At 64.6% G+C, this 17,934-nt stretch carries 13 protein-coding genes; 10 read left to right on the top strand and 3 right to left on the bottom strand.

What is annotated here, in order from left to right; genetic code table 11:
- Positions 1 to 146: 146 nt before the first annotated feature.
- The 3 genes from tssC to tssA are packed head-to-tail and all read right to left on the bottom strand — an operon-like array spanning position 147 to position 3,226.
- Positions 147 to 1,643: a type VI secretion system contractile sheath large subunit gene (gene tssC, locus BFQ01_RS20960; protein WP_065926733.1), complete on the bottom strand. Its 1,497-nt coding sequence runs from the start codon at positions 1,641 to 1,643 to the stop codon at positions 147 to 149.
- 2 nt (positions 1,644 to 1,645) lie between these two features.
- On the bottom strand, positions 1,646 to 2,152 hold the full coding sequence (tssB, locus tag BFQ01_RS20955; RefSeq protein WP_065926732.1) for a type VI secretion system contractile sheath small subunit: 507 nt from the start codon (positions 2,150 to 2,152) through the stop codon (positions 1,646 to 1,648).
- A 54-nt stretch (positions 2,153 to 2,206) separates the two neighbouring features.
- Positions 2,207 to 3,226, bottom strand: coding sequence for a type VI secretion system protein TssA (gene tssA, locus BFQ01_RS20950; protein WP_065926731.1), 1,020 nt, complete (start codon positions 3,224 to 3,226; stop codon positions 2,207 to 2,209).
- A 393-nt stretch (positions 3,227 to 3,619) separates the two neighbouring features.
- Between tssA and tagH the strand changes: the two genes are divergently transcribed.
- The 10 genes from tagH to BFQ01_RS20900 are packed head-to-tail and all read left to right on the top strand — an operon-like array spanning position 3,620 to position 17,931.
- Positions 3,620 to 4,954, top strand: coding sequence for a type VI secretion system-associated FHA domain protein TagH (tagH, locus tag BFQ01_RS20945; protein WP_065926730.1), 1,335 nt, complete (start codon positions 3,620 to 3,622; stop codon positions 4,952 to 4,954).
- 57 nt (positions 4,955 to 5,011) lie between these two features.
- Positions 5,012 to 5,521, top strand: coding sequence for a type VI secretion system lipoprotein TssJ (tssJ, locus tag BFQ01_RS20940; protein ID WP_065926729.1), 510 nt, complete (start codon positions 5,012 to 5,014; stop codon positions 5,519 to 5,521).
- A 19-nt stretch (positions 5,522 to 5,540) separates the two neighbouring features.
- Positions 5,541 to 6,875, top strand: a complete 1,335-nt coding sequence (gene tssK / locus BFQ01_RS20935; RefSeq protein WP_065926728.1) for a type VI secretion system baseplate subunit TssK — start codon at positions 5,541 to 5,543, stop codon at positions 6,873 to 6,875.
- Between the two features lie 6 nt (positions 6,876 to 6,881).
- Complete coding sequence (locus tag BFQ01_RS20930) at positions 6,882 to 8,171, top strand: DotU family type VI secretion system protein (protein ID WP_027608269.1); 1,290 nt, start codon at positions 6,882 to 6,884, stop codon at positions 8,169 to 8,171.
- Positions 8,168 to 11,668 (top strand): type VI secretion system membrane subunit TssM, encoded by a 3,501-nt coding sequence (tssM, locus tag BFQ01_RS20925; RefSeq protein WP_065926727.1) that lies wholly within the window; start codon positions 8,168 to 8,170, stop codon positions 11,666 to 11,668. The genes BFQ01_RS20930 and tssM overlap by 4 nt, the downstream gene beginning before the upstream one ends.
- Positions 11,665 to 12,318, top strand: coding sequence for a type VI secretion system-associated protein TagF (gene tagF, locus BFQ01_RS20920; RefSeq protein WP_065926726.1), 654 nt, complete (start codon positions 11,665 to 11,667; stop codon positions 12,316 to 12,318). Before tssM ends, tagF begins: the two co-directional genes overlap by 4 nt.
- Complete coding sequence (locus BFQ01_RS20915) at positions 12,319 to 13,038, top strand: PP2C family protein-serine/threonine phosphatase (protein ID WP_065926725.1); 720 nt, start codon at positions 12,319 to 12,321, stop codon at positions 13,036 to 13,038.
- A complete protein-coding gene (locus BFQ01_RS20910; protein WP_065926724.1) occupies positions 13,035 to 16,043 on the top strand; it encodes a serine/threonine-protein kinase in 3,009 nt (1,002 codons plus the stop codon). Before BFQ01_RS20915 ends, BFQ01_RS20910 begins: the two co-directional genes overlap by 4 nt.
- On the top strand, positions 16,043 to 16,747 hold the full coding sequence (locus tag BFQ01_RS20905; RefSeq protein ID WP_065926723.1) for an ABC transporter ATP-binding protein: 705 nt from the start codon (positions 16,043 to 16,045) through the stop codon (positions 16,745 to 16,747). Before BFQ01_RS20910 ends, BFQ01_RS20905 begins: the two co-directional genes overlap by 1 nt.
- Positions 16,747 to 17,931 (top strand): FtsX-like permease family protein, encoded by a 1,185-nt coding sequence (locus BFQ01_RS20900; protein ID WP_065926722.1) that lies wholly within the window; start codon positions 16,747 to 16,749, stop codon positions 17,929 to 17,931. The genes BFQ01_RS20905 and BFQ01_RS20900 overlap by 1 nt, the downstream gene beginning before the upstream one ends.
- The last annotated feature ends 3 nt before the right edge of the window (positions 17,932 to 17,934 follow it).

The following is a 17,934-nucleotide window of genomic DNA, read 5'->3' as shown; positions in this document are numbered from 1 at the left end:
TATTTGTTAACGCCGCCGACCCCTGTAGGAGCGAGCTTGCTCGCGAAGGTCGTCAACGGTGACGCGGGCATCCTGGATGAACGCAGCGCCTTCAAGTTTTTCGCGAGCAAGCTCGCTCCTACAGGGAGCGAGCCAGTCCCGATTTTTTACGCGCTTTTCGCCGAAGGCAGCTTCGATACCAGGCGCAACGACACGGTCAGCCCTTCGAGCTGGTAGTGCGGGCGCAGGTAGAACTTGGAGTTGTAGTACCCCGGGTTGCCCTCGACGTCTTCCACGATCACCTCGGCGGCGGCCAACGGGTGCTGGGCCTTGGTGGTCTCGGTGGAGTGCGCCGGGTCACCGTCGACGTAGTTGAGGATCCAGTCCTGCAACCAGCGCTGCATCTCGTCCTTCTCTTTGAAGGAACCGATCTTGTCGCGCACGATGCACTTCAAGTAGTGCGCGAAACGGCAAGTGGCGAACAGGTACGGCAGGCGCGCGGCCAGGTTGGCGTTGGCGGTGGCGTCCGGGTCGTCGTATTCGGCCGGCTTCTGCAACGACTGGGCGCCGATGAACGCGGCGAAGTCAGTGTTTTTCTTGTGCAGCAGCGGCATGAAACCGTTCTTCGCCAGTTCCGCTTCACGGCGGTCGCTGATGGCGATTTCGGTCGGGCACTTCATGTCCACGCCACCGTCATCGGTAGGGAACGTGTGGGCCGGCAGGTTTTCCACTTCACCGCCGGACTCCACGCCACGGATGCGCGAGCACCAGCCGTAGTGCTTGAACGAACGGTTGATGTTCACCGCCATCGCGTAGGCGGCGTTGGCCCAGGTGTACTTGGAGCTGTCGGCGCCGTCGGTGTTTTCTTCGAAGGCGAAGGCTTCCACCGGGTCGGTCTTGGCGCCATACGGCAGGCGCGCCAGGAAGCGCGGCATGGTCAGGCCGATGTAGCGCGAGTCTTCCGATTCACGCAGCGAGCGCCAGCCGGCGTATTCCGGGGTGGTGAAGATCTTGGTCAGGTCGCGCGGGTTCGACAGTTCCTGCCACGAGCCCATGCCCATCACGGTCGGCGATGCCGCAGCAATGAACGGGGCGTGCATGGCGGCGCAGACTTTCGACAGCTCGCCCAGCAGTTCCACGTCCGGTGGCGACTGGTCGAAGTAGTAGTCGCCTACCAGGCAGCCGTACGGTTCGCCGCCGAACTGGCCGTACTCTTCTTCGTACATCTTCTTGAAGAGCGGGCTCTGGTCCCACGCGGTGCCCTTGAATTTCTTCAGGGTCTTGTGCAGGTCCGGCTTGGAGATGTTGAGCACGCGAATCTTCAGCTGCTCATCGCTCTCGGTGTTATTGACCAGGTAGTGCAGGCCACGCCAGGCGCTTTCCAGCTGCTGGAAATCCTGGTGGTGGATGATCTGGTTGACCTGGGCGGTGAGCTTGGCGTCGATGGCGGCGATGATCGATTCGATCGATTTGATCGCGTCGTTGGACACCAGGTCGGTTTGCGCCAGGGCCTGTTCGGCCAGGGTGCGCACGGCGGTTTCCACGGCTTCGCGGGCACGCTCGGTCTTGGGCTTGAATTCCTGCATCAGCAAGGATGCGAACTCGCTGGTTTCCTCGGTTGCACCCAGGCTCTGGGCGCCTTCGCGGGCGGTATTGTCAGTCATGATTACTGGTCCCCTGCAGGCTTAGGCGCACTGGCAAGTGCCTGGAGCAGTGCCGGGTCCTTGATCGCCTTCATGATGATTTCTTCAGCGCCAGTCTTGCCGTCCATGTAGGTCAGCAGGTTGGCCAGCTGGGTGCGGGCTTCGAGCAGTTGCTTGAGCGAGTCGACCTTGCGGGCCACGGCGGCCGGGCTGAAGTCGTCCATGCTTTCGAAGGTGATGTCCAGGCTCAGGTTGCCTTCGCCGGTCAGCTCGTTGGGTACGTGGAACGCCACGCGCGGCTGCATGGCCTTGAGGCGCGAGTCGAAGTTGTCGACGTCCACTTCAAGGAACTTGCGGTCGGCCACAGGCAGAAGAGGCTCGGCAGGCTTGCCGGCGAGGTCGGCCATCACACCCATCACGAAGGGCAGCTGGACCTTTTTCTCGGCGCCGTAGAGCTCGACGTCGTACTCGATCTGCACTCGAGGCGCGCGGTTGCGCGCGATGAATTTCTGAGAACTTTGCTTCGCCACGTTGCTGCTCCTGGTCGCTTGAGCGACGGTGTTGTTACTGCGCAGTCGAGCGGCTTACTCGCCGTCCGGGCCGCGCAGGTTTTCAAATTGGGACATCCCATCGGGAATCAGATTGCGCACGATGGCCGCGAAGTCGGCGTGCACAAGGTGCTTGGCCCGGTTCAGCAACACAGGCAACGGGCTCGAAGGCTCGTGCCGGGTGTAATACGCAAGGATCTTGTCGAGGCTGCGCAGCACGTCATCACGGTTGCTGATGTCGCCGCTGGGGCGAGGTGCGGCGGGGGCAGCGGCGAAGTCCACCGAGGGGGCATTGTCGTCACTGACGGCCTCGGGCTCGCTGCTGGCAGCGCCGTTCGGAACAAACTGGTTAAGCACCTGCAGCGCCTGCTTGAGCGGTTGCTTCAACAGGCTGAGGTCCACGCCTTGGGCGGAACCCACCTGGTCGCTGACCTGCTGCTCGATGGCTTCGCAGGCGGCGCGTGCGGTGCTCAAGGCGTCACGGGTGGCTTGCAGGTGTTCGGGGTCGCTGTCGAGAAACGCGGCGTTGAGCTGCTGGGCGCCGAGCTGTTCGTCGGGGAAACTCATCAGGCCGCTGGCATTCAACGCGGCGCGCAGGCTCACCGGACCGAAGGTGCGCGAGCGCGTGAGAATGCTCTCGCGCAGCAGACGAATGGTTGCGTCGCTGGTCAGGCCGGAGAGGGCGTTGATGCGTACGGTGGGGTCGTTATCGTCGTCGGCATCCAGGCGCGGGTGCAGGTCGGCCCAGTATTCGCGCAGCAGCGCATTGATCAACGTAAGGACTTCAGCCAGCCCGGCCGCACCCTGGAGGGCGAGGGAGCTTTGCAACAGGAAATGGGTGATGCGCAGGTCTTTGCTGCGCTGCAGCAAGTCGAGGCTCTGCTGCTGGATGCTGCGCCATTCCGGCGGCTCGGCGGGCAGGATCGAATCGCCCATGCTGCGCTCGGGTTGGCCCTTGGCATCACGCTCCAGCTGGAGAAAATCCGCGTCATATTCCATGTCTTCGCCACAGGGCGAAGTCGCGGAAACGGCGGTGAGCAGCAACGGCACATCCACTGAAATTGATCTCCCTATCAGCCCGTTACATGGCGGGCAATGCATGCATTAGTTGCGCAAGGAACTTTGCATGTTTTCTTGGTCATATAAGAAGATGCCACTAATGTGCCATCACCGGTATTCAAGAAGTTGTGCATTTTTGGTGTAGTACTTATGCCTTGTCAAGGTAAGCTATTCGCCCTCTGTGACAGATGTGCGGTGCTTAACAACCTGCGCGACTGGTGGGTCGAACGACGCACCGGCATAGGATTTTTGTCATGGAGCCCAGTTAAGATCAGCGATCATGCTGGCATCAGCAGGTTTTGAACGGTCGATTGCACGACCTGATGGGGATCTCCCGGGCGTCGCTGTCCCTGGGGTCGACTGCGCGCGAAGTATCAGCAAGGAGGCAAGATGTCGCTGTGTTTGACTATCACTAGTTATCACAAGATTACCCCCGGGCAATGCTCGGAAAAGTCCATGAACCAGGGCTCGATGGCTATCGGCCGCAGCTCGGATAATGACTGGGTATTGCCTGATCCCGAGCGCCTGGTGTCTTCGCAGCACTGCGTTATTCAATACAAAGATGGTCGTTATTATTTAACCGATAACAGTACAAACGGTGTGGAGTTGGTTAACGCCGGCATCCGTTTGCGCAGGGGTAACAGCGAGCTGTTGCAGGATGGCGAGTTGATCCGCATCGGCGATTACGAGATCCAGGCGCGGATCGACTTCAACGTGCAGGCCATCGACAGCCAGCCATTCGCCGGTGATTCGCCGAACAGCTTTGAGGCCCTGATGGGCGCCGTGGCGAACAAGCCCGCGCCGACGCCGGTGATTGCCCCGCAATTCCAGGGCGCTTCGTCGATGGACACGCTGCCGGACCTGTTCGACTTCCTCAGCCCCACCGCCGTGCCGCCGCCCACCGTGGCCGACCATGTTCCCAGCGAACAACACGACTTCCGCCCGCCGACCCCGGTGGCGGTACCCGTGGTCGAGACGCCTGTGGTCTCGGGCTCGGTGATTCCCGAAGACTGGGACCTGTTTGGCGACACGCCGGCGCCGTCGGCCAGTGCGCCGCCACCTCCGCCACCGCCACCCACACCGATCATCCAGCCGCCACCCGTGGTCGAGCCAGTGCTCCCCGTGGCCGCCACCCAGCCGCCCGATCTCTTGCAAGCCTTCCTGCGCGGTGCCGGCCTGGACCAGTTGCGCCTGGACAAGGCCCAGGCGGAGGCGCAGATGGAAAACATCGGCCGCAGCTACCGCCTGATGGTCGAAGGCCTGATCGACGTATTGCGTGCCCGCGCCAGCCTCAAGGGCGAGTTCCGCATGCAGCAGACCATGATCCAGCCTGCCGAAAACAATCCGTTGAAATTCGCACCGAATGCCGACGAAGCTTTACTGCTTTTGCTTCGCCACGGCAACCAGGCGTTTATGGCGCCGGACATTGCCGTGCGCGACAGTTTTGATGACCTGCGCGCCCACCAACTGGCGGTGATGGCCGGGGTGGAAGCAGCGATCAAGCACTTGCTCACGCGCTTTGAACCGGCGCAACTGGAAGAGCGCATGGGCAAGCCCGGCGGGCTGTCGAACCTGTTCGCCGGCTCGCGCCAGGCCCAGTACTGGCAGCAGTTCACCGAGCTCTACAGCAATATTTCCCGCGAGGCCCAGGAAGATTTCCAGGACCTGTTCGGCCGTGAATTCAGCCGGGCCTACGAAGAACACAGCGCGCGACAGCGTCGGTAAAACCGCGCCGCAACCTACGGATTAACGGATAGCTAAGTACGTCATTGAGGACGCAGGATGATTCCCAGGTTTTTACTCGCAGTCGCCACCGCGCTGCTGCTGACCGCGTGTAGCAAGGATGCGGTCAAACCCGAAACGGCTGCTGAGGCTGAAGTGAACACCGCCGCCGTCGAGCTGCACTTCCACGCGATTGCCGGGCTTAACCCCGGCGCCAACGGCCAGGCCGCGCCGGTGCGGGTGCGCATTTTCGAACTGAAGAACGCCGCCACCTTCGCCCGCTCCGATTACTTCGCCCTGGCCGACCGTGCGCAATCGACCCTCGGCCTGGACCTGCTGGACCAGGACGAAGTCATGGTGCAACCCGGCCAGCAACTGAGCATCCAGCGCGACCTCGACCCCTCCACGCGCCAGATCGGCTTGCTGGTGGGTTATCGCGAGTTGGACCGCGCGCAATGGCGCACGGTGATCAACGTGCCGGCGCGCCAATACACCGAATACCAGATCAGCCTCGATGTGCGTGCCGTGCGCGCCGACGTCGTGGTCACCCCATCCAGCCCTGCCCAATAAGAAGCAATCGGAGCTCCCCATGTCCTGGAACAATCGCGTGGTCTGGTCGGAAGGCATGTTCATCGGAACGCAGCACTTCCAGCAGCATGACCGTTACCTGGAAAACCTGATCGACGCCCGCAGCCGCCCGTTGTCCGCCGGCGCCTGGGGGTTTTCCGAATTGCTGATCGACCAGGGCCTGCTGGCCCAGGGCAAGCTGGCCATCGTCTCGGCGCGCGGCCTGTTGCCCGACGGCACGCCGTTCAACATTCCCCAGGATGACCTGGCGCCCAGCCCGCTGAATATCGACGACAATCTGCGCGATGGCCTGGTCTACCTGGCCTTGCCACTCAAGCGTGCGGGTGCCCGCGACACCGTGGATGAAGGCGAAGCCCTGGAAGCCGCGCGCTACGTGAGCCAGGTGCGCGAAGTGCGCGATGACAATGCGCCGTTCGAAAACCGCGCGCCGGTGGCCGTGGGTTCCCGGGCCCTGCGCTTGCTGACCGCCCAGGACGGCATCAGTGACTACGCCGCCGTGGGCCTGGTGCGCATCAAGGAAAAACGCGCCGACCGTGCGCTGGTCCTCGACGACAGCTACATCCCGCCCGTGCTGGACGTGGCCGCGAGCAAGCCATTGAGCGCGTTTCGCAGCGAACTGCTGGGCCTGTTGCACCAGCGCGGCGAAGCCCTGGCGGGCCGCGTGGTTGCCTCGGGGGCAGGCGGTGCGTCGGAGATCGCCGACTTCATGCTGCTGCAACTGGTCAACCGCGCCCAGCCGCTGATTCAGCATTTCAGCCAGTTGAGCCCGCTGCACCCGGAGCGCTTTTTCAGCGCACTGGTCAGCCTGGCCGGTGAGTTCTCGACCTTTTCCACTTCAGGCCGTCGTCCCCAGGAATACCCGCAATACCAGCACGACGACCTGGCCCTGAGCTTCGCCCCAGTCATGGCGGCCCTGCGCGAAGCCCTGTCGATGCTGATCGACAGCAAGGCCACGCCGATCCCGATTGTCGAGAAAGCCTACGGCGTCCACGTGGCCATGCTGGCCGACAAAACCTTGCTCGACAGCGCCAGCTTCATCCTCGTGGTCCGTGCCGATGTGCCCGGCGAAACCCTGCGTGCGCGCTTCGGCCAGCAGAGCAAGGTCGGCTCGGTGGAGCACATCCGCGACCTGGTCAACCTGCAACTGCCGGGCATCACCTTGCTGCCGTTGCCGGTGGCGCCGCGCCAACTGCCGTACCACGCAGGCTCGACCTACTACGAGCTGGACCGTGGCAGCGAGCATTGGCAGCAACTGGGCAATTCCGGTGGTTTTGCCTTCCATATCGCCGGGCAGTTCCCGGGCTTGAACCTGGCCTTCTGGGCGATCCGAGGATAATCCGCGATGCATCCCAATGATGACGACCGCACCCAGTTCATGCCGCGCCCGGGTGGCCGCGCGCCGGAACCCGCGCGTGCCGAGCCGGCCCCGCTGTCGATGCCGGCCGCGCCGATCCTCACCGGCAAAAGCCAGGGCCTGAACCCGCTGGAAAGCGCCGCCGGCCCGCTGTTGGCGCTGTTGACGCGCCTGCGCAACACCATCGCGCACCCGGCGCCGGCCAGCCTGCGCGCGCAGTTGCTGGCCTACCTGCGCCAGTTCGAAGAGCGCGCCGAAGCCGCTGGCGTGGCACGCAACGAAGTGCTGCTGGCGCGTTACGCACTGTGCACCGCCCTCGATGAGGCGGTGTTGAGCACGCCGTGGGGCAGCACCAGCGATTGGGGCAAGCAGAGCCTGTTGATCACGGTGCACAACGAAGCCTGGGGGGGCGAAAAAGTCTTCCAGTTGCTCGACCACTGCCTGCAAAGTCCACGGGAGCGCCTGTACCTGCTGGAGCTGTTGTACCTGTGCATGTGCCTGGGGTTCGAAGGCCGTTACCGCGTGATGAACGACGGTCGCAGCCAATTGGAAGCCTTGCGTGAGCGCACGGCGGCGGCGATTCGCAGTGCTCGCGGTGACCACGAGCGCGAGCTGTCGCCCCATTGGCGCGGCGTCACCGTCGCGCGTGATCGGCTGGCGCAGTTCATGCCGCCGTGGATCGCCGTGGCGATTGGCCTGGCGTTGTTGCTGGCCTTGCTGTTCACCTTGCGCCTGCTGCTCGCGGCGCAGGCTGAACCGGTGTTCAAGAACATCCATGCCCTGGGCGAGATCCCGGTGCAGGCCATCGACCGTCCCGTGGCGCAACCAAAAGTGATCGAGCGTCCGCGTCTGGCCGGCTTCCTGGCGGAAGACATCAAGGCCGGTCGCGTCGCGGTGGAAGACAAGGTCGACCGCTCCGTGGTCACCATTCGTGGCGATGAGCTGTTTGCGTCCGCCAGTTCCAGCATCGTCGATGACTACCAGCCGCTGATGCTGCGCATCGCCGACGCCATCCGCAAGGTCAAGGGCCAGGTGCGCGTCACCGGGCACAGCGACAACCGCCCGATTGCCACGCTGCGTTTCCCATCCAACTGGGCCTTGTCCGAAGCGCGGGCCAAGTCGGTATTGGAGATCCTCGCGGCCAAGACCGGCCAAGCTGATCGCTTCAGTGCCGAGGGCCGCAGCGACACCGAGCCGTTGGCGACCAACGCAACTGCCGAAGGCCGTGCCCGCAATCGTCGGGTTGAAATCACCGTATTGGCGGAGGGCGTCGAGTGAAGGCGTTTTTCAGTTTCATGATTCGCTGGGTGATCCCCGTGCTGGGCCTGATCGCCCTGAGCCTGATCATCTGGTTTGTGGGGCCGTTGCTCGACGTGCTGGTGCCGGAAGGGCGCCGTTGGGCGCTGATCATCCTGGTGTTTGCGGTGTGGATCGCCTACCGCGTGTTCCGCATCATCCAGGCGCGGCGCCAAGCGGCCGAAGTGATGCGCAGCCTGGCGGCCGAAACCCCGGCCGACCCCAACAGCGTGGCGACCGCCGAAGAGCTCACCACCCTGCGCCAGCGCATGGACGAAGCCCTGGCGCTGCTGAAAAAGGCCAAGCTCGGTGGCGACGAACGCCGCAACCTCTACGAGCTGCCGTGGTACGTGATCATCGGCCCGCCGGGTTCGGGCAAGACCACGGCGCTGGTCAACTCCGGGCTGCACTTTCCGCTGGCGGCCCAGTTGGGCGCCGGGGCGGTGCGCGGTGTTGGCGGTACGCGTCACTGTGACTGGTGGTTTACCGACCAGGCGGTATTGCTCGACACCGCCGGCCGCTACACCACCCAGGACAGCAACTCGACAGTGGACAAAGCTGCCTGGCTGGGCTTTCTCGACCTGCTGAAAAAGCAGCGCTCGCGCCGGCCCATCGATGGCGCCTTTATCGCCATCAGCCTGTCGGACCTGCTGCTGGGCACCGATGCCGAACGCGCGGCCCACGCGGCGGCGATCCGCCTGCGTATCCAGGAGCTGTACACCCAATTGGGCGTGCGTTTCCCGATCTACCTGATGCTGACCAAGCTCGACCTGGTGCCGGGCTTCATGGAGTTCTTCGACAACCTGAGCAAGGAAGAACGCGCCCAGGTCTGGGGCATGACCTTTGCCTTGGACGACGGCAAGAACAGCGACAGCCCCCTGGCGCACCTGCAAAGCGAATTCGCCGGCCTCGAGCAGCGCCTCAACGAACGCCTGGTGGAGCGCCTGCAACAGGAGCGCGACCCGGCGCGGCGCGACCTGATCTACGGTTTTCCGCAGCAGTTCGGCGCATTGAAGGACTGCCTGCAAAGCTTCCTCGAAGGCGTGTTCAAGCCCAATGCCTTTGAAGAGCGCGTGTTGCTGCGCGGCGTGTACTTCACCAGCGGCACCCAGGAAGGCAGCCCGATCGATCGCCTGATCGGCGCCATGGCCCAGAGCATGAACCTGGACCGCCAGCACCTGGCGCGCCAGAGCGGCACCGGGCGCAGTTACTTCATCGAAAAACTCTTCACCGCCGTGGCCTTTGCCGAACGAGGACTGGTGGGCGTTAACCCGAAAGTCGAGCGTCGGCGCACGTGGATCGCACGCGGTGTACTCGCGGCCACCGTGGCCTTGGTGATCGTGGTCAGCAGCCTGTGGTGGGTGAGTTATCGCGCCAACCAGGCGTATATCGCCCAGGTCGACCAAAGGGTCGCGCCACTGGGCCAGACCGTCCAGAACCTCAGCCCGGCGCAGCGTGAAGTGCTCGCGGTGCTGCCGCTGCTCAATGCGGTGAAGAACCTCGCGGGGGATTCGCCGAGCTGGTCCGAAGGCCTGGGGCTGTATCAGGGTGATATGCTCGAAGCCGAGTCCGCCAGCGTCTATCGCAAGCTGTTGATCGCCGTGTTCGCGCCGCGCCTGGTGACGCGCATCGAGGAGCAACTGCACGGCGGCGGCAACTCCGACTTCCTCTACGAAGGCCTCAAGGCCTACCTGATGCTCGCCGACAGCGAGCATTACGATCCGGACTTCATCAAGGCCTGGATCGCCCTCGACTGGGACCGCAACCTGCCGCGCGATCTGCCGGCCGATCAGCGCCAGGCGTTGACCGGGCACTTGCAGGCGCTGTTCGAGCGTCATCCGCCGAATGCGCGCCTTGACCCGCGCTTGATCGACGATCTGCGTCGCCAGTTGCAACAGCTGCCGGTGGCCCAGCGTGTCTACGACCGGGTCAAACGCCAGAAACTGCCTGAAGGTATCCCGGACTTCCGTATCAACGAAGCCGCTGGCCGCGATGCCGCGCTGGTGTTCAGCCGTAAAAGCGGCAAGCCGTTGGGCGAGCCGTTGAGTGGCTTTTTCACCGCCAAGGGCTATCGCCAGGCGTTTTTGCTCAGCAGCCTGAACCAGACCGGCACCCTGGCTGAAGAGCAATGGGTGCTGGGCCATGAGCAGGCCGATCAGCAGAACGTGGTCAGCCTGGCCGCCGATGTGCGTCGCCTGTATTTCCAGGACTATCAGCGCCAATGGGATGCGTTGCTCGCCGATATCGACTTTGTGCCCATCACCAGCGTGGCCCAGGCAGCCGATGTGCTGCGGGTGATTTCCGGCCCGAGTTCGCCGCTGAAAAAACTGCTGGTGGCAGTGGCCAAGGAAACCGATCTGCAAGCCGAAGAGCGCCAATTGGCCGCTAAAGGCGTGCCGGTGGAAGGTGGCGTCGACAAGCTCAAGGAGCGCCTCGGCAGCCTGCTCGGCCAGGAGCAACCGACGGCCAATGCGCCGGCTGCAGCGGATGATCCGGTGACCGCGCACTTTGCCGAACTCAACAGTATCGTCAGCAAGAACGAAGGCGAACCGGCGGCCATCGACGGCCTGTTGTCGGACATGAACGCGCTGTATGTGCAGGTCAGCGCCATGGTCGGGGCCAGCGGCGATGCCTTGCTTGGCGAGGCGAAGAACCAGGCGGCGGCTGCGGCCACACGGGTCAGCCTGAACGCCGAGCGCCAACCGCCGCTGGTGCAGGGCATGGTCAAGTCGGTGGTCAACTCCACCACCAACAGCATGATGGGCGGGGTGCGTAACCAACTGAACGCGGCGTGGGTCAGCGAAGTGGTCAACGTGTACCGCCAGTCCCTGGCCGGTCGTTACCCGATGTCGCCGGGCAGTGCGCGGGATGCGACCCTGGATGACTTCGGCCAGTTCTTCGGCGTGGGCGGGGTGATGGACAACTACTTCCGCAAATACCTGCAGCCGTACGTGGACACCTCGGCACAGACCTGGCGCTGGCAGCCGGGCGCGGCACAGAAGCTGGGGATTGCGCCGGGCGTGCTGCAAACCTTCCAGCGCGCGGCGACGATCCGCGATGCGTTTTTCCGCTCCGGTGGCACCCAACCGATCGTGCGTTTTGAACTCAAGCCGGTGTCGATGGACCCGACGATCACCCAGTTCCTGCTCGACCTCGACGGCCAGCAATTGAGCTACGACCACGGCCCCAGCCGCCCGGTGGCGATGCAATGGCCGAACCCCGGCAGCATTGGCGTGGTGCGTATCTCGATCATGCCGCCGTCGGCCAGTGGTCGCTCGGGCGTGACCCTGGACGGGCCGTGGGCCTGGTTCCGCCTGCTGGAGCAATCGGACCTCACCGCCGGCAACTCGCCGGACCGCTTCAACCTGCGCCTGCGGGTCGACGGTGCGAGCATCGCCTACGAGTTGCGTGCCAACAGCGCCTTCAACCCGTTCAAGAGCCGTGTGCTCAGTGGCTTCAGCCTGCCGGAGCGGCTATGACGACGCTGGGTTTCTACGGCAAGCTGGCCAGTCGCGGAGACTTCGTCAGCCGTGCCTTGCCCCAGAGCTTTATCGGCCCTTGGGACAGCTGGCTGGCGGCGGGGTTGCTCGCCAGCCAGAACAGCCTCGGCGCCGACTGGCTCAATGCGTACTTGGTCAGCCCTCTATGGCGCTTTGTGCTGGCGCCCGGCGTGTGCGGGCCGGACGCGGCGGCGGGCGTGGTGATGCCGAGCATTGACCGGGTCGGGCGCTATTTCCCGTTGGCGGTGGTCACCTTGCTCGATCACGACATCAACCCGGCGTCCCTGGTGGGCGGGCCGGACAGCTGGTTTGAGCAGGCCGAAGAGCTGTTGCTCAGCACCCTGGATGCCGGCGCCACGTTTGAACGCTTCAACGCTGGCCTCGATGACCTGGGCTTACCGGCGACCGAGCCGCGTGCGGTGGACAGCCGTTTCGCCGGCCTGCAGCGCGTGGCGGCCAGCGTGCCGCACCAGCGCATGACCGCGCTCGCCGAACAGGCCTGCGACGGTGCGAGCCTGTGGTGGGGGCGTGGTTCGCAGACGATTTCCCCTGGTTTATTGCGGTGTCAGGGCCTGCCTGCCGCCGGCGATTTTGCGCAGTTTCTGCTCGGACAAGAAGGTGTGGTGTAGATGGGGTCGACGTACAAATCCGCGAGCAAAAGCCATGTGGGCATGGTTCGCCAGGTCAACGAAGACGCGTGCCTGGACCTGCCGGAAAACCGCCTGTGGGTGGTGGCCGACGGCATGGGCGGGCACGCGGCGGGGGATTATGTCAGCAGCCTGATCGTCGACAGCCTGCGCAGCGTGCCGATGGGCCGTTCCCTCGACGAGTACTCGGCAGCCCTGCGCAATGACCTGACCCGCATCAACGCCGCCGTGCGTGAAGAAACCGCCAACCGTGGTGTGACCATGATGGGCAGCACGGTGGTGGTGCTCGCCGCGCGCGGTTTGCGCGGTGTGTGCCTGTGGGCCGGCGACAGCCGCCTGTACCGCCTGCGCGACGGCGTGCTCGAAGGCATCTCCCGCGACCACAGCTACGTCCAGGACCTGCAGGACAGCGGCCTGCTCAGCGAAGCCGATGCCCGCGTGCACCCGCGCGCCAACATCGTCACCCGCGCCATTGGCGTGGAAGCCCAGCTGGAACTGGCGGTGGTCGACCTGCTGATCGCCCCCGGCGACAGCTACCTGCTGTGCAGCGATGGCCTGAACAAGACCGTCGACGACCATGAGATCCGCGAAGTGCTCAGCCACGACGCGCCGGATGAAATCGTGCGCAGCCTGGTGCACCTGGGGCTCAACCGTGGCGCGCCGGACAACATCACCGCCATCGTCGTGAAGGTATCGGCATGAACATTGTGATTCCGGGCTATGACATCGACGGCGAGATCGGCGAAGGCGCCATGGCCAGCGTGTACCTGGCGACCCAGCGCTCCCTGGAGCGCAAGGTGGCGCTGAAGGTGATGGCGGCGGCGCTGGCGGCCGACCCGAGCTTCTGCGAACGTTTCCTGCGCGAGGGCAAGACCCTGGCGCGGCTGTCCCACCCGCACACGGTGACCATCCATGACATCGGCAATGTCGGTGAGCTGTACTACATGGCCATGGAATACCTGCCCAACGGCACGCTCAAGGAGCGCATCGCCGCCGGCCTGACGCCGGAGCAGGGCATTACGCTGATCCGCCAGATCGCCTCGGCGCTGGGCTATGCCCATGCCCAGGGGCTGGTGCACCGCGACGTCAAGCCGGCAAACATCCTGTTCCGCGCCGATGGCACGGCGGTGCTGTCGGACTTTGGCATTGCCAAGTCCCTGGACGACCGCACCCAATTCACCCAGGCCGGCTTTGCCGTGGGCACGCCGAGCTACATGAGCCCGGAGCAGGCGCGGGGCCAGGAGATCGATGGCCGTGCCGACCTCTACGCGCTGGGCGTGGTGCTGTATGAAATCCTCGTCGGCAAGCTGCCGTACAACGGCAACGACGCGCTGTCCACCGCGCTGGCGCACCTGACCGAACCCTTGCCGGAATTGCCGGTGCACCACGGCCGGTATCAGGGCGTGCTGCGCAAGCTGTTGGCCAAGGACCCGGCGGAGCGTTTCCCGGATGCGGCGGCGTTGCTGCAGGCGCTGGATAACCTGCCTGCGGAGTCGCCGGAGGCCACGCTGGTGCGGCCGTTGCCGATCCCGCTGAGTTTTGATCTGGCGGGCATGACCCCGGTCACCATCGACATCCCGACCGACAGACCCCAGCCGCAACCGGTGCGCCAGCCGGTGGTGACGCCGACCCAGCATAACGCCGTGTCCGAGCAGCGTCGTGGGCCGGTGCTGGCACTGGCCGCCGTGGCGGTGGCCGTCGCATTGGCCATTGGTGGCGGCAGTTACTGGTGGTTGAGCGGCAGTGATGAGCCGGCCAAGCCGCCGGCTGCCGTCGTGCCTCAGGACAAGCCTCCAGCGGCGGTCGCCGACGTGCCCCCGGCAACGCCCACTGCGTCCGCCGAAGTGGACGGCGGCCAACGGCCGTTGTTGATGGCCGGTAAGAAGACTTTGTTCCAGCGCGTGCTCAGCAAGCCCGGCGCCAAACTGGCGAATGACGCCGGCAGCGCGCCTGGCAAGGCCCTGCCGGCGTTCTCCGTGCTTTATGTGTACCAGCGCAAAGACGTCGACGGCAGCCCGTGGGTGCGCGTCGGTGCCGCCACCGATGGCCGCAGCGACGGCTGGTTGCCGGCCGCCCAGGTCAGCGACTGGAAGCAAAGCCTCGTGCTCAAGTTCACCGAACGCTCCGGCCGGGCGCCGGTGATGTTCCTGCGCCAATCCGGCGAAGTGGAAAAGTTGCTCGCCGATCCAGCCGCCGCCAAAGGCGTGCTGGCCAAGGCGCAGAAGAACAGCGACGACAACGGCCAGGTCCTGGCCCTGGAGCCGGCCGCCAGCGCGGTGCCGCAGAACCAGTTCTACCTGTTGCCGATCTTCGACGCCAAGGAGAGCTTCGACGAAAACGGCCAGCCGGTGCAGTTGCTTAACGTTGCCTCCATCGACCCGGGCAGCAACGCTGCGGCCAAACCATCGACCCCGGTGATCAACGCCAATGCCGACGCCTTCCGCACTGCCGTGGTGCTGGTGGTGGACACCACGGTTTCCATGCAGCCCTACATCGACCAGATCCGCGATGTGGTGCACGAGCTGCAAACCCGTATCGCCGAGCGTGGCGAGCTGGACAGTGTCAGCTTCGGCATGGTCGGTTTCCGGAGCAGCATCAAGAAAACCCCAGGCCTGGAATACGTGGCCAAGACCCTGATCAGCCTCGACCAGGGCCGTGACCCGCAACGCTTCCTCGACATGGCGCGCCAGGTCAAGGCGTCCACCGTGTCCAGCCACTCCTTCAACGAGGACGCGTTTGCCGGGGTGATGCAGGCCGTGGACGGCATGGACTGGTCCGGCTACGGCGGTCGTATCATCCTGCTGGTCACCGATGCCGGGGCGTTGCGCAAGAACGACCCGTTTGCCGCCACCCAGATGAACGAAGCCGAAGTGCGCCAGGCCGCACTGGGCAAGCAGATCAAGATCTACGCGCTGCACCTGCGCACCGACGCCGGCAAGAAAACCCACGCCGGCGCCGAGAGCCAATACCGCACCCTCACCGCCGACGCCAACCCGCAGATCGGCGACCTGTACACGCCGGTGCCGGGTGGCGATGTGCGCAAGCTGGGCGAGCGTGTCGACGAGATCGGCAGCGTGTTCGCCAACCTCGTGCACCAGGTGCGCAGCAATACGCCGCAAGCGGTGCCGCTGCTGAGTGCCGCGCCGAGCCTGGCGGACAAATCCGCCGCGGTCGGCTATGCCATGCACATGGACTTCCTCGGTCGCCGGAACGCCAGCCAGGCGCCGCAACTGGTCAGTGCCTGGACCGCCGACCGCGACCTGACCAATCCCGCGCTGCCGGCGTTCCAGGTGTGCGTGATGCTGACCAAATTGCAGCTCAACGACCTGCAACAGTCGCTGAAACTGATCGTCGATGCGGCGCGCAAGACCCAGACCTCGCCCAAGGATTTCTTCCAGGAAATCGCCAGCGCCTCGGCCTATATGAGCCGCGACCCCCAAGCCCTGCGCAAGGGCGGCAACCTGGCCGACGGCGGCATTCTCGGCGAATACCTGGAAGGCCTGCCGTATCGCAGCAAGTCGCTGAACATGACCCAGGACCTGTGGTTGTCGTTGAGCGTGGCCGAGCAGGAAGACTTTATCGACGAGCTGGATTCGAAAATCCGCCTCTACGAAACCTTCCACAATGACCTGGCCAACTGGGTCCGTTTCGGCGATGCCGAACCGGGTGATGCGTTGTACCGCGTGCCGTTGTCGACACTGCCGTAATGCTGAACTTGAGCGCGGTGCACAAAAGCCGGGGTGTCGGCAGCCAGCGTTACAGCCTGGTGATCCCGGCGCTGCACCTGCGTGCCGGCGAGCAATTGGCAATTGTCGGGCCGAGCGGGTGCGGCAAGAGCACCTTGCTGGATCTGTTGGCGCTGGTACTGGCGCCGGATCAGGTGGGCCGGTTCGAATTCAACCGGCAGGACATTGGTGGACTGTGGCGCGCCGATCAGCAATCCACCCTGGCCGGGCTGCGCAGCCAGCACTTGGGCTATGTGCTGCAAACCGGCGGGCTGCTGGGCTTTCTGGATGTGCGCAGCAATATCGCGCTGTCCCGGCAACTGCTGGGGTTGAAAGACGATGGCAGCGTGACGCGCCTGGCGGAACAGCTGGAGATCAGCGACCAGTTGGCCAAGAAGCCGGCTGCGTTGTCGGTGGGCCAGCGCCAGCGTGTGAGCTGCGCCCGCGCCCTGGCCCATGCACCGCAACTGGTGCTGGCCGATGAACCGACGGCGTCCCTTGACCCGCTGAATGCCGAGCGCGTAATGCAGGCCCTGCTGGCCCAGGCCCGCGAGCACCGCGCCGGCTGTGTGATCGCCACCCATGACGAACCCTTGGCCCGTGCCAGTGGCTTGCAGGTGCGGCGCATCAGTTGCCGTCGCGATACCGATGGCGGCGTCACCGCGACCCTTGGGGAGGCGTGCTGATGCGCATCCCTTTGGTGGCGTCCCTGGCCTTTCAGGATTACCGCAACGATGCCTGGCTGTCGGCCTGTTCGGTGTTGGCGCTGGTGGCGGTGATTGCGCCGTTGCTGGTGTTGTTCGGCCTGAAATTTGGACTGGTTAGCAGTTTGACCGAACGTTTGGAGACCGATCCGGCCACCCGTGAAATTATTCCGCTGGGCGGTGGTCGATTCAGCAGCGCATTTGTCGAACAGCTCGGCCAGCGCAGCGATGTGGCGTTCGCCTTACCGCGCACGCGGCAGATTGCGGCGACGGCGCAGGTGGGCACGCTGACCCTGGAAATGCTGCCGACCGCTGCGGGTGATCCGCTGCTGAACGGCCTGCCGATGCCCAGGGGCCTGGACCGGATCGTGCTGAGCCACACCGCTGCCGAGAAGCTTGCGGCGCGGCCTGGGGATTGGCTGGAGACCAGCTTTGCGCGGCAAGTGGCGGGGCGTGTAGAAGCCCAGCGCACGCGCTTGCAGGTACTGGCGGTGCTGCCGCTGGAAGCCTTCGCCCGGGATGGGTTGTTTGCCGATTTGAGATTGCTGGAAGCGGCGGAAGATTACCGCGATGGCCGTGCGGTACCGGCGTTGGGTTGGGCCGGTGACGAGGTGGGTGTGAGCGAGCAGCGGGTGTATCCGGCGTTTCGCTTGTATGCGCGCAGCCTGGCCGATGTGGAGCCGCTGCGGGTATTTTTCGCCGGGCAGAATCTGTTGGTATCGACCCAGGCACAGACGATCGCCCAGGTGCAGTCGCTGAGTCGCAACCTGTCGATCGTCTTCTGGATCATCGCCGGGCTGGCCTTGGCGGGCGCGTTTGCGGCGATCTTCGCCGGGGCGTTGGCCGCTGTGGCACGCAAGCGCCGGGAATTGTCGGTGTTGCGTCTGTTGGGGTTTTCCACCGGCGCGCTGTTGCTGTTTGTGGTGCTGCAGGCGCTGTACAGCGCAGGGTTTGCCGCTTTACTCAGCGTTGGGCTGTATGGCCTGGCCGAGGCCGCGTTGAACAAGTTATTCGTGCAGGTGCCGGGCGAACACGCCAGCCACCTGCTGGCGCGTCACTATGGCCTGGCCCTGGTTGCAGTCCTTGGCGTCAGCGCCGTGGCGGCAGCCTGTGGTGGTTGGCGAGTGGCGCGTATCCAGGCTTCTGAAGGAATCAGAGATGTATAAGTT

It is taken from the genome of Pseudomonas sp. 8 R 14 (genome assembly GCF_900005955.1).
GTDB classification, from domain to species: domain Bacteria; phylum Pseudomonadota; class Gammaproteobacteria; order Pseudomonadales; family Pseudomonadaceae; genus Aquipseudomonas; species Aquipseudomonas marginalis.
This window is presented reverse-complemented; position numbering and strand designations above follow the sequence as displayed.